General features: G+C 66.6%; 19 protein-coding genes. 5 read left to right on the top strand and 14 right to left on the bottom strand.

Annotated features, from left to right (window positions below; translation table 11 throughout):
* Positions 1-43 precede the first annotated feature (43 nt).
* On the top strand, positions 44-1,270 hold the full coding sequence (gene alaC / locus LPA35_RS20435; protein ID WP_228898633.1) for an alanine transaminase: 1,227 nt from the start codon (positions 44-46) through the stop codon (positions 1,268-1,270).
* Positions 1,271-1,394: 124 nt separating this feature from the next.
* A complete protein-coding gene (locus LPA35_RS20430) occupies positions 1,395-1,892 on the top strand; it encodes a GNAT family N-acetyltransferase (RefSeq protein WP_228898630.1) in 498 nt (165 codons plus the stop codon).
* 9 nt (positions 1,893-1,901) lie between these two features.
* On the opposite strand, the gene LPA35_RS20425 is transcribed toward LPA35_RS20430, so the two are convergent.
* The 5 genes from LPA35_RS20425 to LPA35_RS20405 form a co-directional block, all read right to left on the bottom strand.
* On the bottom strand, positions 1,902-2,741 hold the full coding sequence (locus tag LPA35_RS20425) for an urease accessory protein UreD (RefSeq protein WP_228898629.1): 840 nt from the start codon (positions 2,739-2,741) through the stop codon (positions 1,902-1,904).
* A 208-nt stretch (positions 2,742-2,949) separates the two neighbouring features.
* Complete coding sequence (gene panC / locus LPA35_RS20420; protein ID WP_228898627.1) at positions 2,950-3,795, bottom strand: pantoate--beta-alanine ligase; 846 nt, start codon at positions 3,793-3,795, stop codon at positions 2,950-2,952.
* A gap of 44 nt (positions 3,796-3,839) precedes the next feature.
* Positions 3,840-4,721, bottom strand: a complete 882-nt coding sequence (gene panB, locus LPA35_RS20415) for a 3-methyl-2-oxobutanoate hydroxymethyltransferase (RefSeq protein WP_228898626.1) — start codon at positions 4,719-4,721, stop codon at positions 3,840-3,842.
* A gap of 184 nt (positions 4,722-4,905) precedes the next feature.
* Positions 4,906-6,516: a hypothetical protein gene (locus LPA35_RS20410; protein WP_228898625.1), complete on the bottom strand. Its 1,611-nt coding sequence runs from the start codon at positions 6,514-6,516 to the stop codon at positions 4,906-4,908.
* Between the two features lie 6 nt (positions 6,517-6,522).
* Entirely contained in the window at positions 6,523-7,728 is a 1,206-nt protein-coding gene (locus LPA35_RS20405; protein WP_228898621.1) for an ABC transporter ATP-binding protein, read from the bottom strand.
* Between the two features lie 136 nt (positions 7,729-7,864).
* Here LPA35_RS20405 and nadC point away from each other — a divergent pair, with 136 nt between their 5' ends.
* Positions 7,865-8,737, top strand: coding sequence for a carboxylating nicotinate-nucleotide diphosphorylase (gene nadC / locus LPA35_RS20400; RefSeq protein ID WP_228898619.1), 873 nt, complete (start codon positions 7,865-7,867; stop codon positions 8,735-8,737).
* Positions 8,734-9,864 carry a quinolinate synthase NadA gene (gene nadA, locus LPA35_RS20395; RefSeq protein WP_228898618.1) on the top strand — a complete coding sequence of 377 codons (1,131 nt, stop codon included), beginning with the start codon at positions 8,734-8,736 and terminating at the stop codon, positions 9,862-9,864. The genes nadC and nadA overlap by 4 nt, the downstream gene beginning before the upstream one ends.
* Before the next feature lie 45 nt (positions 9,865-9,909).
* Here nadA and LPA35_RS20390 read toward each other — a convergent pair whose 3' ends face one another.
* The 9 genes from LPA35_RS20390 to LPA35_RS20350 all read right to left on the bottom strand — a co-directional run bounded on the left by LPA35_RS20390 (position 9,910) and on the right by LPA35_RS20350 (position 22,169).
* Positions 9,910-10,665: an ABC transporter ATP-binding protein gene (locus LPA35_RS20390; RefSeq protein ID WP_228898616.1), complete on the bottom strand. Its 756-nt coding sequence runs from the start codon at positions 10,663-10,665 to the stop codon at positions 9,910-9,912.
* Complete coding sequence (locus tag LPA35_RS20385; RefSeq protein WP_228898614.1) at positions 10,659-11,723, bottom strand: iron ABC transporter permease; 1,065 nt, start codon at positions 11,721-11,723, stop codon at positions 10,659-10,661. The genes LPA35_RS20390 and LPA35_RS20385 overlap by 7 nt, the downstream gene beginning before the upstream one ends.
* Positions 11,720-12,952, bottom strand: a complete 1,233-nt coding sequence (locus LPA35_RS20380; protein WP_228898613.1) for an ABC transporter substrate-binding protein — start codon at positions 12,950-12,952, stop codon at positions 11,720-11,722. The genes LPA35_RS20385 and LPA35_RS20380 overlap by 4 nt, the downstream gene beginning before the upstream one ends.
* Before the next feature lie 67 nt (positions 12,953-13,019).
* Entirely contained in the window at positions 13,020-14,285 is a 1,266-nt protein-coding gene (locus LPA35_RS20375; RefSeq protein ID WP_228898612.1) for an MFS transporter, read from the bottom strand.
* Entirely contained in the window at positions 14,285-16,204 is a 1,920-nt protein-coding gene (locus LPA35_RS20370; RefSeq protein ID WP_228898611.1) for an IucA/IucC family siderophore biosynthesis protein, read from the bottom strand. Before LPA35_RS20370 ends, LPA35_RS20375 begins: the two co-directional genes overlap by 1 nt.
* A 25-nt stretch (positions 16,205-16,229) precedes the next feature.
* Positions 16,230-17,369, bottom strand: coding sequence for an NAD/NADP octopine/nopaline dehydrogenase family protein (locus tag LPA35_RS20365; RefSeq protein ID WP_228898895.1), 1,140 nt, complete (start codon positions 17,367-17,369; stop codon positions 16,230-16,232).
* 11 nt (positions 17,370-17,380) lie between these two features.
* Positions 17,381-18,424: a PLP-dependent cysteine synthase family protein gene (locus LPA35_RS20360; RefSeq protein ID WP_192425699.1), complete on the bottom strand. Its 1,044-nt coding sequence runs from the start codon at positions 18,422-18,424 to the stop codon at positions 17,381-17,383.
* Between the two features lie 4 nt (positions 18,425-18,428).
* Positions 18,429-19,934 (bottom strand): Y4yA family PLP-dependent enzyme, encoded by a 1,506-nt coding sequence (locus tag LPA35_RS20355; RefSeq protein ID WP_228898607.1) that lies wholly within the window; start codon positions 19,932-19,934, stop codon positions 18,429-18,431.
* 9 nt (positions 19,935-19,943) lie between these two features.
* Positions 19,944-22,169 (bottom strand): TonB-dependent siderophore receptor, encoded by a 2,226-nt coding sequence (locus LPA35_RS20350; protein WP_228898598.1) that lies wholly within the window; start codon positions 22,167-22,169, stop codon positions 19,944-19,946.
* Positions 22,170-22,424: 255 nt separating this feature from the next.
* Between LPA35_RS20350 and LPA35_RS20345 the strand changes: the two genes are divergently transcribed.
* Positions 22,425-24,236 (top strand): chorismate-binding protein, encoded by a 1,812-nt coding sequence (locus LPA35_RS20345; protein WP_228898596.1) that lies wholly within the window; start codon positions 22,425-22,427, stop codon positions 24,234-24,236.
* Positions 24,237-24,353: the final 117 nt, after the last annotated feature.

Raw genomic sequence — 24,353 nt, 5'->3', positions numbered from 1 at the left:
TCGCTCGGACGGTTCCGGGCGCTTACGTGAAAGTCACCACAGCATGTCTGCTTCTCAAGGCAAGCGCCGCTTTGCGCGCATCGATCGCCTCCCTCCCTACGTCTTCAACATCACGGCCGAGCTCAAGCTGGCCGCCCGCCGCCGTGGCGAAGACATCATCGACATGAGCATGGGCAACCCCGACGGGGCCACGCCGCCGCACATCGTCGCCAAGCTCACCGAAGTGGCCCAGCGGCCCGACACCCACGGCTACAGCGCCAGCAAAGGTATCCCGCGCCTGCGCCGCGCCATCAGCCACTGGTACAAAGACCGCTACGCGGTGGACATCAACCCCGACACTGAGGCCATCGTCACCATCGGCTCCAAAGAAGGGCTGGCCCACCTCATGCTGGCCACGCTGGACCGGGGCGATACCGTGCTGGTGCCAGACCCGAGCTACCCCATCCACATCTACGGCGCGGTGATTGCCGGTGCTGACATTCGCAGCGTGCCCGTGGCGCCCGACGTAGACTTTTTTGCCGAGCTGGAAAAGGCCATTCGCGGCAGCTACCCCAAGCCCAAGATGATGATCTTCGGCTTTCCCAGCAATCCCACCGCGCAGTGTGTAGAGCTGAGTTTCTTCGAGCGCGTGATCGCCCTGGCCAAGAAGCACGACATCCTGGTGGTGCACGACCTGGCCTATGCCGACATCGTGTACGACGGCTACCGCGCCCCCAGCATCATGGAAGTGCCCGGCGCCAAGGACGTGGCGGTGGAGTTTTTCACCCTGAGCAAAAGCTACAACATGGCTGGCTGGCGCGTGGGCTTCATGGTGGGCAACCCCGACCTGGTGGCTGCGCTGGCCCGCATCAAGAGCTACCACGACTACGGCACCTTTACGCCCCTGCAGGTGGCTGCTATTGCCGCGCTGGAGGGCGACCAGCAGTGCGTGAAAGACATCGCCGCCCAGTACCAGCGCCGCCGCGACGTGCTCTACAAGGGCCTCACCGAAGCGGGCTGGGCGGTGGACTGCCCCAAGGCCAGCATGTACATCTGGGCCCGCATCCCCGAGCCCTACCGCGCGCTGGGTTCGCTGGAGTTCGCGCGGCAGCTGCTCGACAAAGCCAAGGTGTGCGTGTCTCCCGGCATTGGTTTTGGCGACCAGGGGGACGAGTACGTGCGCTTTGCGCTGATCGAGAACGAGGCGCGGATTCGGCAGGCGGTGCGGGGGATTCGCGCAATGTTCAAGGCGGATGGGTTGCTCATGGCGCCTACGACAGCGGCGGCCTGACATTGGAAGAGGCCGTTTGGGGACTGAACTCCAATTGATTCTGAATGGGGATTGGGGCTTGCCCCCTCCTTGGGGCCATAGCGGTCTTGAAGTTCTCACTACTATTCGGTTGTGCGAGGAACCCATGCTTCAGAACTACGTGCTGCTCCGAGAATTCCTCCCGCGCGATCAGGAGGTGTTCTGTTCGCTGCAGGAAGATCAAGACGTAGGTCAGTTTGTAGATTGGTTGCCACGAACGCGCTATCAAGCGGAGGTTGCTTTCTGGGATGCGCTGGAGCAGCAGGTTATGCCGATCAGAAGCCGATTTTTCTACGCTGTCGAAGTGGACTCCATCGTGGCGGGGAGCGTGGGGTTCACGTTGCTCAGCGGTGGTAGCGCTGACTGTGGGTGGTTCTTGCGTAAGAACTTTTGGGGTAAAGGCATTGGCACGAAGGCTGTTGCCTTATTAGTAGAAGATGCCTTCGCAAAAGGCATTTCTAAGCTGAGAGCATCTGCTAGAAGCCAAAACATCGGCTCTATAAGGGTTGCAGAGAAGTGCGGCTTTCAGCGCCTTGGAGAGAAAAATGGGCGTGTATTTTTCGAGGTTATTGATAACCGAAAGGTTTGTCCTGCCGTCTCATAGACCACCACCTCACATCGCCCAAATCCTAGGCGCTTCCCCGTCCAACCCCCACAACACCTCCCTCCAGGCCACCCGCACCGCCTTGAGCAGCTTCATCGCGGGCTCCACCTGCGGAGCCAGCACGCGCACCACCGCCATGCGTTCGTTGGGGCTGGTGGCGCCGGCGGTGGCTTTGACCTGGGGGTGCTGATCCATCACTGCACGGGCCGCGTCCAGGGCCGCGTCGCGGCGCGTGCGGTCGAGCGGCGTGCCTGCGGCAAAGAACATGCTGGCCATGCAGCGGTGGCCTGCTAAACCCAAGGGGCTGCTCAGCAGCCGGTCGTCTGCGGCGTCGATCACGCCCCGCTCCAGCCACAGGCCTGGCACTTCCAGGTGCTGGGTGAAGCGGCCTTGCTCAAACGGCTGGCCCGCGTGCGGCAGGCCCAGTGCGGTCACGTCCCAGGCAATGCATTCGGCGCCGGGGGCGAGGTTCAGCGTGAGGTGGTTTTCGGCGTGGCAGGCGCTGTAGCACAGGGCCTCCAGGGGCAGCCATTCCAGGCGTGCGCCCTCGGCCAGGGTGAGGTGGCTGCGCTGCAAGGCCAGCGGGCCGGTGGAGCGGTAGAAGCGCGTGGCGCCGGGGGTGGTGACCAGGCCGTGGGCGCCGGGGCCGACGGTGGTGGTGATGTCCAGCGTGTCGCCGCCCACCAGGCCGCCGGGTGGATGCACCAGCACGTTGTGGCAGATGGCGTCGCCCTCGGGGTACAGGCTTTGCAGGATGCGCAGCGGGCCGTTGTGCTCGTAGCGGGCTACGGTGCGGGCGTTGTTGTTTTGTGCCGTGTAGTCGAGCTGCAGGCGGGCGTGCCAGGACATGGAGGAGTCTTTGCTATCAAATAAGTAGCTTATTGCGCAATGCAGATAAGCGCTAGGGGCCTTTTAGGCAGAATAATAGCTGACGGTAGGTGGGTGCTTGGTTTGTTTTCGGAGACGGGCCGGTGGCGGGGCTGCACAGCATCGTCTGCTCCTCCCTTTGGCAGGCCCTCCCTCGCGACAACGGCGCGAGGGGGGGGTGTGAGCTGTTCTAAAACTCCAGGTTGTCAATCAACCGCGTGCTGCCCAGCCGCGCAGCCCCCAGTGCCACCAGCGAGCCCGCTGCATCGGCCGCTGTGGCGGGCAACAGATCGGCGCGGCGGCGTACGGTGAGGTAGTCCGGTGCCCAGCCCCGCGCGCGCAGGGCGTCCAAGGCCCGGGGCTCCACCGCGCTGCGGTCGTTGGGCGCAGCGTTCAGCCATTGCTGTGCCAGTTGCTTCAATGCCTGCGACAGGGCTACGGCTTCTTGCCGCTCTTCCAGGCTGAGGTAGCCGTTGCGTGAACTCAATGCCAGGCCATCGGCCGCGCGGCAGGTCTCGCCCGCTACCACCTCAATCGGCAGCGCAAACTGCTGCACCATGTGGCGGATCACCATGAGCTGCTGGTAGTCCTTTTTGCCGAACACGGCGGTGCCGCCCGTCTGGCCGAGCACGCAGGCAAAGAGCTTCATCACCACCGTGCTCACGCCTGTGAAGAAGCCGGGGCGGAAATGGCCTTCCAGCATGTCGGCCAGTGCTGCGTCGGGGTGCACCTTGAAGGTCTGGGGCTGTGGGTACAGGTCGGCCTCGCGCGGGGCAAACAGCACATCGCAGCCCGCAGCTTGCAGTTGTGCGCAATCGGCCTCCCAGGTGCGGGGGTAGCTGTCAAAGTCCTCGTGCGGCAAAAACTGCAGGCGATTCACAAAGATGCTGGCCACCGTCACGTCGCCCAGGGGCTTGGCCTGGCGCACCAGGGCGATGTGCCCGTCGTGCAGGTTGCCCATGGTGGGCACAAAGGCGGGGCGGCGATAGGAGGCCAGGGCCTGGCGCAGGTCTGCAATGGAACGGGCAATCAGCATGGGGTGGGAGAGGTCGAAAAGAAATGAAGAAATGCGGTGAAGGCTCACCAGGCGTGCAAGGCGTTGTCCGGGAACTGCCCCTGCTTCACGGCCTGCACATAAGCCTCCATGGCGCCGCGCACGCTGCCTGCGTCCTGCATGAAGTTGTGGACGAACTTCGGCATCTTTCCGAGGTTCATGCCCAGCATGTCGTGCAACACCAGCACCTGGCCGGCCGTGCCGTTGCCCGCGCCGATGCCGATGGTGTGGCAGTGCAGCAGCTCGGCCGTCAGCTCGGCGGCCAGTATGGCGGGCACCATCTCCAGCACCAGCATGGCGGCGCCTGCGTCTTGCAGCTCATGCGCCTCCTTGCGCAGGGTGCGGGCGTCATCGTCGGTCTTGCCCTGAACGCGGTAGCCGCCCAGGGCATGCACCGTCTGCGGTGTGAGGCCCAGGTGGGCGCACACCGGCACGCCGCGCCGCACTAAAAACTCCACCGTGGGCGCTGTCCAGCCCCCACCTTCGAGCTTGACCATGTGCGCTCCCGCCTGCATCAATACGCAGGCGCTGCGCAGCGCCTGCTCTGGGCTCTCGGCATAGGTGCCGTAGGGCAGGTCGGCCACGAGCCAAGCCGTGCCCTGCACCCGGTGCAGGCCACGCGCTACGCTGGCCGTGTGGTAGGCCATGGTGTCCAGCGTCACGCCCACCGTGCTGGGCAGGCCCTGGCACACCATGCCCAGCGAATCCCCCACCAGAATGCATTCCACCCCCGCCGCATCGGCCACGGCCGCAAACGTGGCGTCGTAGGCGGTGAGCATGGTGATCTTCTCGCCCGCTGCGCGCATCTGCGCCAGGCGCGGCAGGCTGACCGGGCGGCGTTGGGGCAGGGGGGATGCGGGCGGCAGGGTGCCGTAGGGCGTGGCTGGGGGGGCTGCAGGGCTGGTCATGGGGCGCTCCGGTCGGGGGCTGTGAAATTGCGGCCGAGTCTATGCGAGATGGGCGCGGCGCTTGCCACACCCCATACTTGAGAAAGTGCTATTTATTTGATAGCTAATTGCGCTTTGTTTGCGATGCTCAGAAGACTATTTGGCTTGGGTTGAGGCTGCACGGCGTACGCCCTCAGGGCGGGTGTCAACGCTCGGGCAGTGCGCGCCAACGACGCCATAGGGGCGACAAGGCGGCCACCAGCAGGGCCGTGCTGACGGCCACGGCGGGCGCGCCCGTCAGTAGCTCCGGCCACGAACCGTCGGGCAGCTCCAGCGCGCGGGCGGCTTCGTCCCACACGCTGGCCGACCCCGCCAGGGACAGCGCCAGGCCCAGGCCCAGCAGCGTGGAGGCCCCCCAGGGGCGGCGCAGCAGCGCAATGCGCACCCAGGCCAGCGCCAGCAGCGTGGCCGGCACCAGCGGCAGCATGATGTTGTTGGCCAGGCCCGCCACGCCCAGAAGCATCAGTGCAGGGGCGGCCAGCGTGAGCGCGCCACACAGGGCAGCAATCTGCCGCAGCGACAGCAGCCGCGCGGCGATCAGCGCCAGCGCCGCGAAGAAGCCCGCGCTGGCGGCGGCCAGCACACTGCTGCGCTGGCGCTCCTGCGCCCTTTGCGACGGCGTGGCGCCTTCCAGGTGGTGGGCGACGAGGCCGGGCTGTGCCATGCCGTAGCGGGGGTGTGCCCATTGCACCAGGCGGGGCGGCGGACTGAGGTGCTGTTGCAGCGCGCTGTGCAGGTTGTCGCGCCATTGGCTGGGCGAACGCGCGAGGTCGCCGGCAAAGCAGGCACGGGGGTCGCGAGAAACGGCGACATCGCAATCCCGCCCATCCCGGGGAGACTGGGCAGCCCGGGCGTCCCGTGCGCGGTCCTGCGGCTGCGCGGTGCCTGCATGCTGCGCCTTGTAGTTGCGCCACTCTTGGGCCAGGGGCGATTGCAGGGCGGCCTGGTAGGCGCTGACGAGCTGCTGCGCCTGGTCCTGCGCCGACGCCCCCGGCCGCACGGGTGCGTATCCCCATCGGCCCAGCGCCGCGCCGTAGTGCACCAGTTGCTGCGCAATGGCATCGGTGTCGGCCTGGGCCAGCCAATGCAGGGATTGCAGCGCGTTGGTTGCGCAGCCGGGGTCGTATTCCCTGTACCTCTGGTTCTCGTTGCATTTGTCGTTGTCATGGATCTCGGCGGCGGCTGTGGACGGCTCAGCAGCCTGCATGGCCTGTGCGGCCTGTGTCCACTCGACCAGCCGCGCCGCGTTGTCCGGCGCCAGCAGCAGCTCCCAGCGGCGCACATGCCAAGCCGCCTGCTGCTGGGCGGCGGTGTCCTGGCCCTGCCACAGGCGCTGGATGCGGTCGCGGTAGGCCGCGTCCAGCAGCAGCGTGGGGGCCAGCAGCAGGGCGAAAAACAGTGCGCCCCACAGGTATTCGCACCACAGGCCCAGGCGCGGCGCGGGTGCGATCTCGCGCCAGCGGTTGTGGATGCGCACGCGCCACAGCCACCACTGCGCCAGGCCAAAGGCGATGATCCAGGCGATGATGCCGCCCACCTGCCGCGTCGTGTCCTCGGGCCGGTTCCACGTGGCGACCACTGTGCCTTCGGGGCTGCCCATCCAGCGCGCGGGTTCGGCCGTCCAGCCAATCCACCCGCCGAACATCAGCAGGCACCACAGCAGCGCCAGCGGCAGATACCAGTGCAGGCGCAACTGCCACAGCAGCGGGCTGTGCATCAAAAACCATTGGTCCCAGGCGGTGGTCAGGCGGCGCATGGTGTGTCAATCTTTCACGAAAAGGCGGCGGGTCGAGTCGGTGATGTCGCGCAAATAGCCCAGCGGCAGCCCCGCATCCACGGCGGCGCGCAGGAAGTCGGCGGCGCTGGTGTCGCCCTGAAAGCTCACGATGTGTGTGTGCCCGTTGACCTGGTGCGTGTGCGGGGGCAACTGGCCCAGCCAGGCGCTCAGGGCGGGCTCCGGCCAGCTTGTCTCGAACTCGATCGCGCAACCCGCCATCTGCGCAAAGCGTTCCTGCACGCTGCGCGGCTGGCCGTGCTCCAGGAACAGCACGGCATCGGCCACTTTCTCCACCTCATACAGTTGCTGAGAGCTGAGCACCAGTGCCATCGGGCGCCAGGGCGAGCGCGCCAGCGATTGCAGATCAGACAGTAAGGTCTGCTGGGCGTTGATGTCCAGGTTGGCCAGCGGTTCATCAAGCAACAGCACGCATGGCTGGGTGAGCAGCGCGCGGGCGAGTTCAAAGCGCATCTTGTAGCCCGAGGAGAGCTGCTTCCACTGGTGGCCGCGAAAGGGCCGCAGCGACAGCCGGGCAATCACCAGCTCCACCAGGCAGCGGTTGGCCTCGCCCACCACGCCGTGGCTGCGCGCGGCGAACTGCAGGTGGTCCATGAGCTGCCCGCCCCAGGGGTGTGGGCGCTGCGGGATGTAAGCCAGCTGTGATCGCAAGGCATAGGGGTCGCGGGCAGTGGCGCCCCAGTCGAGCTGGCCGGCGTCTGGCGCCAGGTCGGCCGCGAGCAGGCGCAGCAGGGTGGTCTTGCCATTGCCGTTCTCGCCCACCAAGCCCAGGATGTGGCCTGGCGCCACCTGCACGTCCACCGGGCCCAGGGTGAAAGCCCCCTTGCGAAAGCGCTTGACCAGCCCCGAGCCCTGCACCCGCCGGGTCTGCCTGCCTGCTGCTGTGAGCGTTGCGTTGTGGGTGTGGTGGTGGGCGCCGCGGACGGCGGCGAGAGCGGTGTGCAGCAGCGCGGCGCGTTGTGCTGCCGGGGCCTGGGCTGGTAGTGCATCCCAGGCATCCAGGCTGGCCAGCACCTGCTGCTGCACGGACGGAGGTACGGGCAGGGCTGCGTCCAGCAGCGTGCACCAGGCGCCGTGCCATTGGCCCGCGCCCAGTGCGTGCTCGGCCGCCAGCGCCCATGGCGGCGCGTGCGCAGGGGCGGGCTGCGCCGAAGCCGTGGCATTGTTTTCCATGTGGACTCCCTCTGTGGATAGGCCCGTCTGTGCGGGCTGCGGGTGCCGGCGTGCGGGCCGCACCCGGCACGTCGGTGGCGGGGCTTTATAGCATTTGCCCCGGTGGGGGGAGCGATGCCGCTATGCTTGGCGCCCCATGAACAAACGCCGCGACAACCCGATGACTCCTGAAGCCCTGGCGACACTGGCGCGCGAGGATGTGCACCGCGCCCTGCAAGAAGACGTGGGCAGCGGTGACCTGACCGCCGGCCTGATCGACCCCACCCGCCGCGCCCGTGCCCGCATCCTGGCGCGCGAATCCGCCGTGATCTGCGGCGCCCCCTGGGCCGAAGCCGCCTTGCGCGCACTTGACCCCACGGTCCAAATCACCTGGCATGTGGCAGAGGGCCAGCGATGCGCGCCCGACCAGGTGGTGCTGGAGCTGGAGGGCAATGCCCGCGCACTACTGTCGGCCGAGCGCACTGCGCTCAACTTTCTGCAACTGCTGTCGGCCGTGGCCACCAAAACCCGCACCTATGTGGATGTGGTGGCGGGCACCCGCGCCCACATCGTGGACACGCGCAAGACCATCCCCGGCCTGCGCCTGGCGCAAAAGTACGCCGTGCGCGTGGGCGGCGGCACCAATCACCGCATCGGTCTGCACGACGCAGTGCTCATCAAGGAAAACCACATCGCCGCCGCCGGTGGCGTGACGGCTGTGCTCAAAGCCGCCCAGACTGTGGCAGCTCAAGCAAAGTTCGTCGAGATTGAAGTGGAAACCCTGGAGCAACTGACCGAGGCGCTGGATGCAGGTGCCAAGATGGTGCTGCTCGACAACATGCCGCTGCCCACGCTGCGCGAGGCGGTGCGCATCAACGCGGGCCGTGCAATTTTGGAAATATCGGGCGGCGTCACGCTCGAAGGCTTGCGCGAACTGGCCGAGACGGGGGTGGACCGCATCTCTATCGGCACGCTGACCAAGGACGTCAAGGCGACGGACTTTTCCATGCGCCTGCAGGAGCTGTCATGACCACCGCTGTAATGAACCGCATCGACGTGGAGTACGAGCAGCCGCTCGATACCGAGGAAGGCTCCGTCTGCTCCACCAAACACGCCTGGGCGCGCGTGCCACCCGAACCCACGCAGGCCGAACGCCTCGCGCTCAAGGACAAGATTCGCCGCCTGCTCAAAGAGAAAAATGCGGTGATGGTGTCGCACTACTACGTGCACCCCGACCTGCAGGATCTGGCCGAGGAAACTGGCGGCCTGGTGAGCGACTCGCTGGAGATGGCCCGCTTTGGCCGCGACCATGCCGCGCAGACCCTGGTGGTGAGCGGCGTACGCTTCATGGGTGAGACGGCCAAGATTTTGAGCCCCGAAAAGACGGTGCTCATGCCCGACCTGGATGCGACCTGCTCGCTCGATCTGGGCTGTCCTGTGGAGGAATTCAGCGCGTTCTGCGACGCCCACCCCGACCGCACCGTGGTGGTCTACGCCAACACCAGCGCGGCCGTGAAGGCGCGGGCCGATTGGCTGGTCACATCCAGCTGCGCGCTCGACATCGTCGGCGCCTTGAAGGCAGCAGGGCAAAAGATCCTGTGGGCGCCCGATCGCCACCTGGGCGCCTACATCCAGCGCGAAACCGGGGCCGACATGGTGTTCTGGAACGGCGCCTGCATCGTGCACGACGAGTTCAAAGCCTTCGAGCTGGAGGCGCTCAGAAAAGAACACCCCCACGCCAAGGTGCTGGTCCATCCTGAAAGCCCTGCAGACGTGATCGCCCTGGCCGATGCCGTGGGCTCCACCAGCGCCATCCTCAAGGCCGCACGCGAGATGGATGCCACCGAATTCATCGTAGCCACCGACAACGGCATGATGCACAAGCTGCGCACGCTGAACCCCGGCAAGGTGTTCATTGAGGCCCCCACCGCCGGCAACAGCGCCACCTGCAAGAGTTGCGCACACTGCCCCTGGATGGCGATGAACGGCCTGGCCGATGTGGTGCGGGTGCTGGAGACCGGCGCCAACGCGATCCATGTGGACCCGGCGCTGATCCCGCGCGCGCGCCAGCCGATTGACCGCATGCTGGCCTTCACGGCCGCGCTGAGGAACGGGCAGCCCACGGCGGGCCTGGTCCCTGGCATCGGGGCCGCCTGAGGCATCACGCAGGTATTGAATCGTGGCGCACCCGACGGGCGCGGACTACGCCACGCCGTCCACAATGACGTGCCGCGTGCCCGCCGAGCAGCTTTCAATGCGGGCCCGGATGCGATAGACATCGCGCAGCATGGCTGCCGTGATCACCTGCTCGCAAGGCCCGCTGTGCTGCGCCTGGCCGTTGGCGATCACCAGGGCGTGGTCGCAGTAGCGCAGGGCCTGGTTGATGTCGTGCAGCGCGATGAACACGATCAGCCCCCGTTCCTGTGCCAGCGAGCGCATGAAGTCCAGCACCTGGATCTGACGGTGCAGGTCGAGCGCGCTGGTGGGCTCGTCCATGAGCAGGATCTCGGGGTCGCGCGCCAGCGTCTGGGCGATGGATACCAGTTGCCGCTGGCCGCCACTGAGTTCCCCTAGATTGCGAAAGGCAAGGTCTGCGATGCCCAGTGACACGGTGATGGCGTCCACCTGCGCCAGTTCGGCGTCGCTCACCGCCCAGCCCTGGTGCTGCTGTTTGGCGGCCAGCAGTATGGATTCAACCACCGTGAGCCGCGCGGTGGCGCTGATGTCCTGCGGCATGTAGCAGATGCCCTCGGGCCCCTTGCGGGTGCTCTGCAGCACGATCTGGCCCGGTCCCTTGAGCATGCCGGCCATGCGCTTGAACAGGGTGGATTTGCCCGCCGCGTTGGGCCCGATCACGGCCACCACCTGCCCCGCATGGAAGACGGGGGTGTTGACGTTCGCAAGTACCGTGCGGCTGCCATAGTGCGCTCCCACCCCTTGCAACTGGAGCGTCACCATGAGCGCTCCCTGCGGCCCAGGATGAGCGAGATGAAGAAGGGCACGCCTATGAGCGAGGTCACGACGCCGATGGGAAAGATGGCCCCAGGGATCAGCGTTTTGCTGACCACCGAGCTGATCGACAGCAGCAATGCGCCGGTCATGACCGACGCGGGCAGAAAGAACCGCTGGTCCTCGCCGATCAGCATGCGTGCGATGTGCGGGCCCACCAGGCCCACAAAGCCGATGGTGCCGACAAACGCTACCGGGAAGGCCGCCAGAAGGCTGATCAGCACCAGCGTTTGCAGCCGCAGGCGCGCCACGTTGATGCCGAAGCTGGCGGCCTTGTCATCGCCCAGGCGCAGGGCCGTCAGTGCCCAGCTGTTGCGCGCAAAAAGGGGTAGCGTGACCATGAGAACCAGGCAGGTCACAACCAGCTTCGGCCAGGTGGCCTTGGTCAGGCTGCCCATGGTCCAGAACACCACGGCCGCCACGGCCTGCTCGGTGGCGAAATACTGCACCAGCGCCAGCAGCGCATTGAAGGTGAACACCAGCGCAATACCCAGCAGCACGATGGTCTCGGTGGTCACGCCGCGTTTCATGCTCAGCAGGTGGATCAACCCGGCCGACAGCATCGCCATCACAAAGGCATTCAGCGGCACCACATACCCGGCCACCGTGGGGAACAGGGCAACGCCGAAGGCCAGCCCGAGCGCGGCGCCAAAGCTGGCCGCCGCCGAAATACCCAGCGTAAACGGACTGGCCAGCGGGTTGTTGAGCGTGGTCTGCATCTGTGCGCCCGCCACCGACAGCGCAGCACCCACAGCCAGCGCCATGAGCGCGGTGGGCAGGCGGATGTCCCACACCACCACGCGCAGTTGCACGGGCACGCTGTCGGGCCACAGCACAGCCTGCACCACGTCCTTCACGCTGTAGCCCACCGGCCCAAGCGCAAGGTCCAGCAGCAGGCTCAAGGTCGTCAGCACGAAAAACCCCAGCAGCAGCCAGCGCTTGCGGCGCACCAGGGCACGGTAGCCAGCGCCCTGGCTTGCAGGGGGTGCCATCGCCGTGGTCGTCATGGGGCAGCCTTGGCGGTGGAGGGCGCTGCGGAGGCTGTGGGTGTTGCGCCATCCAGGCTCACGAAGTAGCCGGGCTCATAGGGCACGGGCAGAAAGCGTTTGTGCATCTCACGGTAGGTGGCGTCCGGGTCGAGGTCTGTGAACAAGGCTGGGTGGAACCACTTGGCCAACTGCTGGATGGCTACAAACTCGTACGGGCTGTTGTAAAACTGGTGCCAGATGGCATGGAACGCGCGGTCTTGCGCAGCTCGGGTGCCTGCGTAGGCGGGGCGGCGGGTATAGGTTTCGAGCTTGCGCCGGGCCTCTGCCAGGTCGGCACCGGGGCCCACGCCAATCCAGTGGCCGGAGGGTACGTAGGCCTCCCAGTTGGCGCTGGTGACCACGACCTGGTCGGGGTTGGAGGCGATTACCTGCTCGGGGTTGAGCTGGCCGAAGGTGCCGGGAATCACGCCCTTGGCAACGTTCGTGCCCCCCGCCACTTCCACGTATTTGCCGAAGTTCTCGTTGCCAAAGCTCAGGCAGCAGTCTTCGGTGTAGCCGCCGATGCGTTCGATGAACACCTTGGGGCGCGGGGGCTGCTCGGCGGCGATGGTGTCTGCCACGCGCCGGATCTGCGCCGCGCGGTACGCGATGAACTCTTCAGCGCGCGCTTCCTTGCCAAGCAGCCGGCCCATCAGGCGCATGGTGGGCTCGGTGTTCTCCATGGGGCGATGGCGAAAGTCCACATACACCACCGGAATTCCCAGCGCCGCCAGTTTCTCGATGTAGCGGGCGTCATCGGTGGCCCGTTGGGCCTCGATGTTCAGCAGGATCACGTCGGGCTTCTGCGCAATGGCCTGTTCGATGTCGAAGGTGCCGTCTTCAAAGCCGCCAAAGGTGGGAATGTCGGCGATGCGCGGGAATTTCCTGGCGTACGCAGAATAGGTGTCGGGGTCGGCCTGGATCAGGTCCTTGCGCCAGCCCACGATGCGCTGGATCGGGTTGTCCGTATCGAGTGCGGCCACCAGGTACAGCTGCCGCCCTTCACCCAGGATCACGCGCTGCACAGGCACCTGCACTTGCACGTTGCGCCCCAGCAGGTCGGTCACCGTGACCTTGTGGCTGCCGGAGGGTGGGGGGGATGCAGCGCCTTCGGGGGCTGCGGCCGGAGAAACCAGAAAAATGCCGGCGGCGATGCCTGCCAGCACAAGGATAAGAAGCGCGATGCGCCAGCGGTGACCCATTGCCATGTCAAAGACTCTTTGTGAATGAAGGGGTGGGGTAGGAAAAGAAGCGACGCGCCTCGTGCCTTGTCGGTCACGGCCCGGCAAGGCTGGCTGCGCCTGGCTGGGCGCGGCTGTGGCGCAGCACGGCGACGATCACCGCCAGGGCGGCGGCATAGGCCGCCGCCACGAGGAAGTAGGTGGTGTGCAAGCCCAGCAGCTGGGTCAGGCCCCCGCCCAGTGCGATGCCGGCCATGGACGAGAACTGGGCGGTGCTCTGCGCCACGCCCAGAATGCGCCCCTGCCGTTGCCCGCTCGTGGCATGCGAAATCAGGGCCATCAGCACCGGCGTGGTGGCGCCCAGCAGCACCCCCCAGGCAAAGTGCAGTGCGATAAAAAAAGCCACGCTGTGAGTAGCCCCCGCCAGCGCCGTCAGCAAGGCGCAGGCGGCAGCCACCCAGGCCATGCGGACCAGGGCGTCGGGGCCCTGCAGGCGTTCGAAGTAGCGCGCCCAGAGTGTGGCCGACACGATGAACCCCATGGAAAGAAGCCCGTAACACAGGCCCACCACCCAGTTGTCCACGGCAAACACCGAGCGGACATACATCGCAAACGGGGTTTGCGTGAGCATGCGGGCCACCAGCAGGATGCCCAACACGGCCAGCAGCCCGGCCACGGGGGACGCAAACCAGGATGGTGGTTGCAGCGGCGCTGCGTTGCCTGACGTGGGTGGCAGTGATGGCACTGCCTTCACGCCCTGGGCGCTGCCTGCGGCAGGACGGGGCGGCAGCAGCACGGCCACGGCTGCAGCGCACACTGCGCACAGCAGCGCTGCGATGAGGTTGATCCAGAAGAACGTGGCGTGGTCCAGGATGAGCCCGCCCGCCAGCGCCCCTGCCAGCGAGCCCACGTTCGTGGATACCTGCAGGTAGGCAAACAGGCGCCCCCGGACCGCTGGCACCACGGCGCTCACACCGTAGGCCTGCGCCGGTGCCAGATAGCCTGCGCACGCCCCTTGCAGAAAGCGCAGTGCCAGGATTGTCCAGACATCCTGCGTAAAGGCCAGGGCCAGCTGTGTGATGGCCAGCCCCAGAAGCGCCCGGACCATCATGGGCTTGTGCCCGAAGCGGTCCCCCACCTTGCCCCAGAACGTGCTGGTGAGCGCCACGCCCAGCATGGGACCCACATACACAGCAATGCCCGCAAACGCCAGGACGCCGGGCGATGCGCCCAGGGATTGCAGGTGCACCGGCCAGAAGGGCCCGCTCATTTCCATGGCGCCCATGGAAATGAGCTGGATCACGAACAGGGCGTGAACCAGGCGGGGCAGGGCGCCCGATGCGGCTGGCCCGGAGACCATCAAACCTTCCCGCAGGCCTGGGCCGCACCCAGCGGGTTGGGTCGCCGGTGCTGCAGGCGGTAGTCTGCGTATTGCTGCAAGTGCATGCGCAACACCGAGCGGGTGGGCCAGGCCGCATGCAGGAACTGCTCGCGCTCCGCGCGCCACAATTGCGGCTCGACACGCGCCTGCACCGCATCGAAGGCGCCCTCGGTTTCCTTGCGAAGAATCTCCCAGAGCCAGGTGGTTGGCAACTGGTACTCGTGCGTGAGCGCCAGGGCCAGTTCATGCAGATGGCACACAAAACAGGCGTCGAGCACGAAGGTGCGCACGGGCTCGATGTCGTCCCGGAAGACGGTGGGCAGGATCCCCGGGTGCACATAGGGCTGCAGTGTGTAGCCGCGCGCTTCCAGCAGCGGGGCAAACGTGCGCCCGTCGCCAAAGTCCCGGATCAGCAGGCCCCGGGGGCTGCCATCCTCGGAACACAGCACGGACGTGTTTTGCTGGTGGGCCTCCAGGCCGATGCCGTAAAGCAGGTAGATCGCGACCACAGGCCGTGTGACGGCGCGCGCGTACTGCCTGAAATACGCACCCACCGTTTCAGGCGTGGCACGGCCCGCTGCGCGTTCGATCAGTTCCGTCACCAGCGGCCGTGCGTCCAGCGGCGAAGCCGTGAACAAGGTGGCTACCGTGATGGGCAGCAGACCGTCGCTGCGGTCCAGCGCTTGGCGGGCCCCGCGGTAGGCCACAGAGAGGTGCCTCCCCGGGCGGTCCTCCTGGCGGACTGCGTGGCGGTAGTGCAGCGCCACTTCTTCGGGAAAAATTTCAAGGCGGCGGTCAAAGCCGTTTTCCTCGGCCAGGATGCGTTCGATCACTGTGCTGATGCGCGGCCCCATGTGGATCGACTTGGCCTGCAGGCTGCGTTGTTCGCTGGTGAGCCACAGCGCCAGGGGCAGCTTGATGAACGGCGTGGGCCCGGGCAGCTGCGGCACCATGGTGCGAAACGACATGGTGGGGCGGGTGTCGATGTCGATGCCGTCGGTGATGAGCACCCCCTCGGCAATTTCGTCCGCGTAGGCTTCCTTCACGTAGTGCTCCAGGTGCCACGTGTGGATGGGCAGGGGCAGCCAGTCGTCAGCGTTCTGCTGCCGTGCCCGAAGGCTATCGCTCCAGCGCTGCCACACGTCCGGGAACTGCTGGGAAAACCAGGTGCGGTAGTCCCGCACATGGGGCATGCGTTCCACATAGGCCATGTCGGCCCGCAGTGCAGCGATGCGCACGGGCACGCACGCATTGAATTCCGGTGACAGCTGTGCGACTTCGGCGGGGCTCAGCTGGGGCTTGGTTTTCCAGGTGGGGTAGAAGGGGTGCCCTTCGAGCGAGCCCCACTGCTCCAGCAGCACCGCGGCATCCCGCGCGGTACGGTGGTGGCGCACATAGTCCACCAGGCCCTTGGAGCCGGTGTCCAAAATGGCTCGCCGCAGTTCTTCGTTCCAGTGGCGGCGGTGGCTGCGTGCCAGCGCGTCATTAGCGACGCTGTTGGCCATGTCGTTCTTGAGCCCGGCGAGGCCCTGGGGCGTGGCGGTGAAGTCAAAACAGGGCGCGAGCAGATCGATGAGCTGGTCGGGTGTGTCGATGGCCGTCTTCTTGCCGCTCGGCTCCACGAGGGTGATCGTGCCGTCGAGCAGGAACGTGCGGGCGGGTGCGGCCCGCAGCGCCGAGAAATACACTAGGGCATGGTGCTCCCACAGCGGGAACCAGGCCGTATCGCCGTGCGGGGCAAAGACCAGTGATCCACTGTCGAGAATGCCCTCGGCGAACAGGCAGCGCACCAGGCGCCGCAGTGCGTTGTGCTGCGCGAGAGCCTGTGCGTCTTGTGGCGGAGGGATCGAGGCCGAGCTGGGTTCTGGCCGGGCCAGGGTATGGGTAGAGAGGTGCATGGGAAAGCAGGGCAGGGCACGCCCGTCAGGCGGGCCAGGTGGATGGGAAGTAGTCGAGCGCCGAGCCGCGCAGGCCCTGCATGTAGTCCACGTTCCAGTCGAAGATCTCCTGGATGTGGGGTAGTGGCACGTTGAGCCGCCGTCCCATTTCCACCAGCACGGCCAGGCCGTAGGCGACATCCTCCTGGAACGCGCGGCTGTCCTTGTCGATCACGTAGCCGGGTTGGCCAGCGGCCTGCACCATCGGGGCTTCGATCGCGTCATAGGCCTGGTTGGAGCGCAGCACGGACAGCAGCGTGCGGGGGTCGCGTACTTGGTCTCCGTAGGCTTCGACGATCTCCTGGTGCAGGGGTTTGACCGACGACAGGTTGATGCCCAGGCGTTGCTCGGCGGCCTTGCACAGCCGCTGGTTTTCTTCGTCGCTGCGCGCGAGGAAATACGCGCCCAGCTCGGTGCAGTCCGTCCACCAGTAGACGGGTGCAGGAAAGGTGCGCTCGTGCCACTGGCTGTAGGGGCCTGCCAATCCATAGACCACCGAGCTGTGCATGATGGGATTGCCCGGCGTCAGCGTGATTTCGAGGTAGTGGTCGAGCAACTCCACCGGTGCTGCGTACAGGCGCTGCAGCATCCGTTGCAGGGCAGTGCGTGCGCTGGCGCCTTCTCGGGCGTGGGTGCCCACGTGCAGCACCTGCTTGGCGCCCCCCATGCGCACCGAAACACCGGGATGCAGGTCGTACGCGGTGTGGGGCACGTCCTTCATGCCCCAGATCACCGCGTTGGGCCGTTCTGCCAGGATCTGCTCGGCCAGCCAGTCAAAGCCGCAAAAGCCCGGGATGGCCCCCACATACACGGGTTTGTCGCGCGGGAGCGCCTGCACCATGCCGCGCAGCCAGGCGGCGCGCACGTGGGCCGGCACGGTGAGGATCACAAGGTCTGCGTTGGCGACCAGGGTGGCATCGTGGCCCACTGTGTCCAGCCGCGCCCGCAGCGGGGGCGAGTCCGGCACCAAGGCGGTCAGGCCGTCGGGACTCTTCTGGTGGCGCGCGATGACGTCCTGCCGCGTGGTGAGCAGCGACACGCGAACGCCGGGCACCTGCTTGAACAGCACCGCGTTCAGGTGCCCCGTTCGCCCGCCGCCGCAGACAACCACGTCCAGGTCTTGCATGGCATCCACGTTCAGGCCACCTTCAGCCGGTCGTTGGCACGCGGCAGTTCTTCCACCACGTCCTTGGCCAGCCAGCCGTCGAGCTGCGCCCAGACCGTGGGGTCGATGATGTTGCGCTCCTTGAGCCATGCCTCGTTGAACACGGTGTGCAGGTACTTCTCGCCCCCGTCCGCCACCACCGCCACCACGTTGCCCGCGATCATGCCGCTGTGGATGAACTCCAGGGCCTTGTAGAGCACGCCGCCGGTGGATCCGCCCACCAGCAGGCCCGTGTGCTGCGCGAAGTAGCGGGCGGTTTCAAAGGCCTGTGCATCAGTCACCTGCACGCCCAGGTCGATGCAGCTGTAGTCCAGCACCAGGCCCACGGTGTCTCCCTTGGGCGTGCCCGTGCCCGACTGGTAGTACGGCCGCCCTGGCTGCCCAAAGATGATGGAACCTGCTGGCTCGACCGCGATGGTGCGGGTGCGGGGGTTGTGCAGCTTGAGCCCGCGTGCAATGCCCGTCATCGAGCCGCCCGTGCCCACGCAGCCCACATACGCGTCCACCGGGCCTTGGACCTGGTCGATCACTTCGCGCACGAAGTCGAAGTAGCCGCCCGCATTGGCCACGTTGTCCGACTGGTTCATGAACACCGCACCGGGAATCTTGGAGGCCACCTCGGCCGCCAGGCGCTGGCGCTCCACCACGGCCACCTCGTCCTCGCGGTAGTCGCCCTCTACGTAGCGGATCTCCGCGCCCAGTGCGCGCATCACGGCGATCTTGTCGGGCGCGGCGTGGTGGTCTACCACCGCGATAAAGCGCAGGCCGAACTCGATGGCGGCAATGGCCAGTCCAATGCCGGTGTTGCCTGACGAAGACTCCACCACCACGCCCCCGGGCTGCAGGCGGCCGGAGCGCATCGCCGCGACGATCATGTTGCGCGCCATGCGGTCCTTGATGCTCCCGCCCGGGTTGTTCTTCTCGATCTTGAGCAGCAGCCGCGTTTTCTTCGAAGGAATCGGGATGCCCAGGATGGGCGTGTTTCCGATCAGGTCCGTCACTTTGCTGAGAATCATGTCTTTACTCCGTTCGGTCGTCGTCTGGCGAAAAGGCCATGGCACCTGCCGCAGTGCGGGTGACTGCAATGCGGCGGGGCATGGGATGGCGGTGAAACTCGTTTTCCAGCAGGTCCATCTGGTAACCCGCGGTGTTGGCATACACCAGCAGGTCACCGGCCTGCGGCACACGCGCAAAGCCGATCCAGCGGTGGGTCAGGACATCTTCGTCCAGGCAGCTGTGCCCGGCGATGTAGGCATGGCAAGCCTGTGACGGTGCGGGGGGCGATCCGTTGCCATCCCCTGGCACCAGCACCGGGTCCACCAGGAATTCGGAGCCGAACCAGGTCTCGCAGGCGCTGAAGCTGCTGCCTTCCACAAAGATCACATACCGTCCGTCGGCCAGCAGTTTCACCCGCGTAGCGCGAAAGACTGAGATGGCGGCCTGGTCCACCAGGCTGCGCCCGGGTTCGATGGCCAGTGTCAGGTCTGCAGCGTTCAGGGCCTGTGCCACGGTCATGCCCTCCGTGCACGCCGAGCACAGCAGTTGCTCCAGCCACATGCAGGCGTCCACAGGCCCGCCATAGGGGTAGAACGATGTGGGCACCTTGCCGTTGCGGTAGTGCGCGCCATCCTGCGCTGCGAGAAAAGCGCTGTAGGCGGCGGTGTCCACATACCGGATGGGCAGTCCACCGCCGATGTCCAGCATCCGGGCGCTCAGCCCCATGCGGCGGGCTTCGTGCACCCAGGGCAGCAGCTCGCGCACGGCTTGCACACGCGGCTCGACCGCATAGCCCGACAGATGAAAGTGAAAGCCTTCCAGAACCATGCGTGCTTCTGGGTTGGCCAATCGGGTAAGGCCTGCGCGCAGGTCGCCAGCGCCCATGCCAAAGCGACTGGTGGGCAAGGAGTGGGGCCGGTAGCGCAGCAGCACGCGCGCCCCCTGGCCCGCGCCAGCAGACTGCAGGCAGTGATCCAGGTCCTGTAGCTCCTGCAGCGAGTCGACGGAAATGAGGGATGCGTTGTCCATCAGCAGCTTGTGGAACGCCCGGGTCTTGGCCGGGCCGGTGGCGCACAGCCGCGTGGGATCCGCACCAGCACGCAGTGCGTCACCCGCCTCGTAGAGGCTGGATACGTCCACGCCGATGCCAGCCTGCACGGCCGCGCGGACCAGGGCGGGCGACTTGTTGACCTTGGCCCCGTAAAAAATCTCAAAGGGCATAGGGTGGGACTGCAGCACGGCCGCTAGCTTGCGCACGTTGTCTTCCAGCCGCTGGGGCCAGACGAGGTGCAGCGGCGAGCCGTATTGGGCAACCAGGCCCGGCAGCATTGCGGGTGATGCGTGCACCAGTGCTGCCACCGCTTCATCCAGCAGCGGTGGCAGGGCTGGGTACACCTTGGCTGCAGTGGCTGCCGGCTGGGGCTGCGGCGTTGGCGCCGCCGCGCGTGCAGGGGGTGCATGCCGGTGCGCCGCCGTAACTTTGTTCATGCCCGCCAGGTCCGCCAACTCACCATGGTGCTGGGCTCGCATGGTGATGCCTCAGAAATCAACGGTGGCCGACACCACCAGGGAACGTGGCGCACCCTGCACCAGGCTGCCGTACTGCGATACGCTGGCCCAGTAAGCGCGGTCTGCCACGTTGCGCAGGTTGGCACGGAACGTCGTGGGCTTGCCGGCGATCTGTGTGCGGTAGCGGGCGCCCAGGTCTGCGGTGATCCACGATGGAATGCCCAGCGTGTTCGCGCGGTCCACATACTGCTTTCCGGTGTGGGTGATACCCCCGCTCAGTGCCAGGCCCGGCACCCAGGGCAGATCCCACTCCAGCCCCAGATTGGCCTGCACCGAGGGGACGCCGATGGCTTTCTTGCCCTGCGTGGCCGCGCTGTTGGTCTGGCTCAGCACACCTTGCAGCAGCGTCACGCCGCCGGTGACTGACACGCCAGGCACCACACGGCCGGAGGCGTTCAGTTCCACCCCCCGATTGCGCTGCTTGGCATCCACTGCAAACAGGCCGTTGGTCTGCTGGCCGCTGGGCTTGGTGATCTCGAACAGGCTCAGCGAGCTGATCATCCGGCCCCATTCGAACTTGGCGCCGATTTCCTTTTGTTTGGCCTTGTAGGGCGCAAACACCTCGCCCGCGTTGGAGGCCGTGGCCGGAGCGATGTCGCCCTTGCTCAGGCCTTCGATGTAGTTGGCGTAGAGCGATACGTTCTGCCAGGGCTTGACCACCAGGCCCGCCAGCGGCGTCACTGCGCTCTGGTCGTACGACGAGGCGACGGCGCCCGTGGTGGTGTTGAAGTTGTCGGATTCCACACGCTGGCGGCGCACGCCCAGCAGCACCTGCACCCGGTCGTCCAGCATCGACAGGGTGTCGGCCAGCGCGATGCTGGACAGCTCTGTGTCGGCCACCCGCGCGACCTGGGCCGGGGCGGCCACGTTCTGCGCCGGGCTGTTCACCGGCGCGTAGATGTTGGACAACACGGTGGTGCCGTTGACGGAACCACGACCCAGGCGGTCGTGGTAGGTGCTGGCCTGCAGCGTGACCGTGTGGCGGACGCCGCCGGTGGCGAACTTGGTGCGCAGCCCGGCGTCCGCCGTGCTCCGGTCCACCTCGAACTGAAAGCGTTGCGGCAACGTGCTGGTGTCGCCCTGCACATTGAGCAGGGTGGGGTTGCCAAAGAGCCTGTCTACCCGTGTGCGTCCGCCGCCTGCGTTGGCGAACGCGGTGGTCTTGTCGTTCAGGTCGTATTCCAGGCGCAGCAGCAGGGAGCGGTCGGTGGTTTCAAACCATTCCCAGGGCTGGCTCACGTTGCGCCGGCCATCGGGTGCGGCCGGTACGGCCGTGGCCCCTGCGGCCAGAAACGGCCGACGCTGTGGCGCATCGACACTTTCCTTTTGCGCGATGGCGTCCACGGTGGCGCGCAGCCGTTCGCCCTGGTAGTCGAGCGCGATCGCTCCCACGTCCGCCTTGCGCGACTGGTTGTCCAGCAGCGTGTCGCCCTGGTGGTGGCTGCCGTTGATGCGCACGCCCCACTGGCGTTCGGGGCCAAACCGGCGGCTCAGGTCGATCTGGCCACCCCCCTGTGCGGAGGGGCCAACGTCGGCGGAGATGCGTGTGAGCGGGGCGCTGGTGGCACGCTTGGGCACGATGTTGATGGTGCCGCCCACGCTGCTGGCCGGGGACATGCCAAACAGCAGCGCTGCGGGCCCTTTGACCAGCTCGATGCGCTCCGCGTAGTCGGCCAGCACGCGGTAGTTGGGGGCGATGCCATAGACGCCGTCAAAGGCGATTTCGCCCGAGTTCTGGTCGCCCACCGGGAAGCCTCGGATGAAGAACGAGTCCAGTTGGTCGCCGGAGTGGCCTGAGAGCCGGACCGACGAATCGTTCTTCACGATGTCGGCAATGGTGACGGCCTGTTGGTCCTGCACCATCTGCGAGGTGTAGCTGGTGGCGCTGAGCGGTGCGTTCAGGGTGTCGGTGTTGCCCAGCAGCCCCAGTCGGCCGCCGCGCGCTGTGTGCCCGTTGCCGATGGTGGCGGGCAGCCCTGCATCGCCGTCTGCCTTGACCTGGACCTCGGGCAGGGCACGGGGGCGGTCGGCGGCGTCCGGAGATGCGGTCTGAGCGCCTGCCGGGGCCATGATGCCGGCCGTGACCAGACTGGCGAGCGCCAGGCGTGTGGCGGCCGCGAGGGGGTGAAGGGGGGCCGCGCTAGCGGCGTCCAATGAAGAAGAAGGCAGAGAGCCTGGCACGGTAGGTGGCAGCACAGTGGTTCCTTGAGGGGGCAGGAGGCTGGCTGGCGACGGCTGGCTGCTTGGGGTGCATGGCAATGCACCGTATGGCAAAAATTATAAACAAGAATTATTCGCATTTGATGGATTTTTTGCTTGCACTTGCAACAGGACCGCGCTGCCCACCCTCCGCAGAGTCCGTGCCCTGCGGCGTTTACGATAGGCGGCTGCCCCTGCTTGCCGCAGGGCGCTCGTTTCCTTCAAGGTGCTGCCGCCGCGCCCGCCATTTCCATGAATTCCTGCATCGACTTCAGTGCCGCGCTGGCCCCGTCAGCGCCCCGCCTTCGCCATGCCTTCCGCGCGCCCCGCGCTGTGCTGTCGGCCCGTGACCTGGCCGAGGTGCGCCCCGTTCTCGATGCCGTGTTTGCTTCCGCACAGGCAGGCGCGTGGTGCGTGGGCTACGTGCGCTACGAGGCGGCTCCGGCCTTCGATGCAGCCTTGCAGGTGCATGCCGCCCAGGGGCCGCTGGCCTGGTTTGCCGTCCATGACGAAGCGCTGCCGTGGCCTGGGGATGCCGCGGCCGATGTCGCCCATGTGGAGTGGGCCTCGGGCCCCTCGCGCGCGGAATTCGATGCAGCCCTGAACCGCATTCACCAGGCCATCGGCGATGGCGAGCTGTACCAGGTCAACTACACCGCGCCGCTGTCGGGCCCGTTGCTGCAGGGCAGCGCGCAGGCCTTGTTCCAGGCCTTGCAGCGCTCGCAGCCCGGCGGCTATGCCGCGTTCATCGACACCGGCAACGAACAGGTGCTTTCGGTGTCGCCCGAATTGTTCTTTGACTGGGAAAGCGGAGCCCATGGTGACCCGGCGGGTGGAGCCATCCTGGCGCGCCCCATGAAAGGCACCGCGCCACGTGGCGCCACTCCTGCGCAGGATGTTGCTAACGCTGAGCACCTGCGCTCGTCGCCCAAGGAGCGGGCTGAGAACGTGATGATCGTGGACCTGCTGCGCAACGACATATCCCGCATCGCGCTGCCGCACAGCGTGCGTGTGCCCGCGCTGTTTGCCACCGAAGCCCTGCCCACCGTGTGGCAGATGACGTCGGACGTGACGGCCCGCACGCGGCCCGGTACCACGCTGACCGACGTGTTTGCTGCGCTGTTTCCCTGCGGCTCCATCACCGGTGCGCCCAAGGTGCGCGCCATGCAGATGATCCATGCGGTGGAGCCCGCACCGCGCGGCGTGTACTGCGGCGCCGTGGGCGTGGTGCGGCCTGTGGGTGCCGGCGGGGCAGATGGGCGGCACCGCGTGGCGGCCACCTTCAACGTACCCATTCGCACCGTGGTGCTGCGCACCGACGGCGGCCACACCCAGGCCACCTGCGGCATTGGCAGTGGCATCACCTCGGGCGCGCAAGCGGACGCCGAATGGAACGAGTGGCGCCACAAGCGCGCCTTCGTGGAGCGTGCGAGCCAGCCTTTTGACCTGCTGGAAACTTTGGCGCTGGTGGACGGCCAGTGGCGCCATCTGCCCGAACACCTGGCGCGACTGCAGGCGGCGGCGGTGCATTTTGGCTACCCCTTTGATGACAAGCTGGTCGAGCAGTGCGTGCGGATGCTGGCAGCGGGACATGGCGCAGGCCTCTGGCGTGTGCGCCTGCTGCTCAATGCCGCAGGTGAGCCCCGGGCCGAGGCCTTTGCACTGGCCCCCACGCCCGAGCCCGTGCGCCTGCAGCTGGCGCGCAGCCCACTACCGGAGGCCCATGGCGAATTCGTGCGCCACAAGACCACGCGCCGCGCGCACTACGCGGCCTTTGCGCCCACGGCCGCCGGGGTGTTCGACACGGTGTTGTGGAACGAGGCGGGTGAGATCACCGAAAGTACCTTCGGCAATATCGCCCTGCTGCTCGATGGCCGCTGGGTCACGCCGCCGCTGGCCTGTGGCCTGCTGCCCGGCGTGGGCCGCGCGGTGGCGCTGCGCGAGGGGCGTGTGACAGAAGCCGTGGTGCGGCTGCAGGACCTGCCCCGCGTGCAGGGCTGGGCGTTCATCAACAGCCTGCGCGGCTGGTTGGCTGCCGAGTTGGTGGCAGAAGACCCTGGCTGATGCATCAAGGCACCCGCCAGCCTTTTGGGGGAAAGAGTTTTGCTATTAAAATAATAGCTATTGATGGCTATGGATAAGCGATAGGGCCGTATTTATTCAAAAATTGCCGCCGCTGGT

Source organism: Acidovorax sp. Leaf73 (genome assembly GCF_916855635.1).
GTDB lineage: Bacteria > Pseudomonadota > Gammaproteobacteria > Burkholderiales > Burkholderiaceae_C > Acidovorax > Acidovorax facilis.
This window is presented reverse-complemented; position numbering and strand designations above follow the sequence as displayed.

Bases quoted from the DNA above. Each gene is read 5' to 3' on its own strand.
- alaC (WP_228898633.1), top strand. From the start codon at position 44: ATGTCTGCTTCTCAAGGCAAGCGCCGCTTTGCGCGCATCGATCGCCTC.
- LPA35_RS20430 (WP_228898630.1), top strand. From the start codon at position 1,395: ATGCTTCAGAACTACGTGCTGCTCCGAGAATTCCTCCCGCGCGATCAG.
- LPA35_RS20425 (WP_228898629.1), bottom strand. From the start codon at position 2,741: ATGTCCTGGCACGCCCGCCTGCAGCTCGACTACACGGCACAAAACAAC.
- panC (WP_228898627.1), bottom strand. From the start codon at position 3,795: ATGCTGATTGCCCGTTCCATTGCAGACCTGCGCCAGGCCCTGGCCTCC.
- panB (WP_228898626.1), bottom strand. From the start codon at position 4,721: ATGACCAGCCCTGCAGCCCCCCCAGCCACGCCCTACGGCACCCTGCCG.
- LPA35_RS20410 (WP_228898625.1), bottom strand. From the start codon at position 6,516: ATGCGCCGCCTGACCACCGCCTGGGACCAATGGTTTTTGATGCACAGC.
- LPA35_RS20405 (WP_228898621.1), bottom strand. From the start codon at position 7,728: ATGGAAAACAATGCCACGGCTTCGGCGCAGCCCGCCCCTGCGCACGCG.
- nadC (WP_228898619.1), top strand. From the start codon at position 7,865: ATGAACAAACGCCGCGACAACCCGATGACTCCTGAAGCCCTGGCGACA.
- nadA (WP_228898618.1), top strand. From the start codon at position 8,734: ATGACCACCGCTGTAATGAACCGCATCGACGTGGAGTACGAGCAGCCG.
- LPA35_RS20390 (WP_228898616.1), bottom strand. From the start codon at position 10,665: ATGGTGACGCTCCAGTTGCAAGGGGTGGGAGCGCACTATGGCAGCCGC.
- LPA35_RS20385 (WP_228898614.1), bottom strand. From the start codon at position 11,723: ATGACGACCACGGCGATGGCACCCCCTGCAAGCCAGGGCGCTGGCTAC.
- LPA35_RS20380 (WP_228898613.1), bottom strand. From the start codon at position 12,952: ATGGCAATGGGTCACCGCTGGCGCATCGCGCTTCTTATCCTTGTGCTG.
- LPA35_RS20375 (WP_228898612.1), bottom strand. From the start codon at position 14,285: ATGGTCTCCGGGCCAGCCGCATCGGGCGCCCTGCCCCGCCTGGTTCAC.
- LPA35_RS20370 (WP_228898611.1), bottom strand. From the start codon at position 16,204: ATGCACCTCTCTACCCATACCCTGGCCCGGCCAGAACCCAGCTCGGCC.
- LPA35_RS20365 (WP_228898895.1), bottom strand. From the start codon at position 17,369: ATGCAAGACCTGGACGTGGTTGTCTGCGGCGGCGGGCGAACGGGGCAC.
- LPA35_RS20360 (WP_192425699.1), bottom strand. From the start codon at position 18,424: ATGATTCTCAGCAAAGTGACGGACCTGATCGGAAACACGCCCATCCTG.
- LPA35_RS20355 (WP_228898607.1), bottom strand. From the start codon at position 19,934: ATGCGAGCCCAGCACCATGGTGAGTTGGCGGACCTGGCGGGCATGAAC.
- LPA35_RS20345 (WP_228898596.1), top strand. From the start codon at position 22,425: ATGAATTCCTGCATCGACTTCAGTGCCGCGCTGGCCCCGTCAGCGCCC.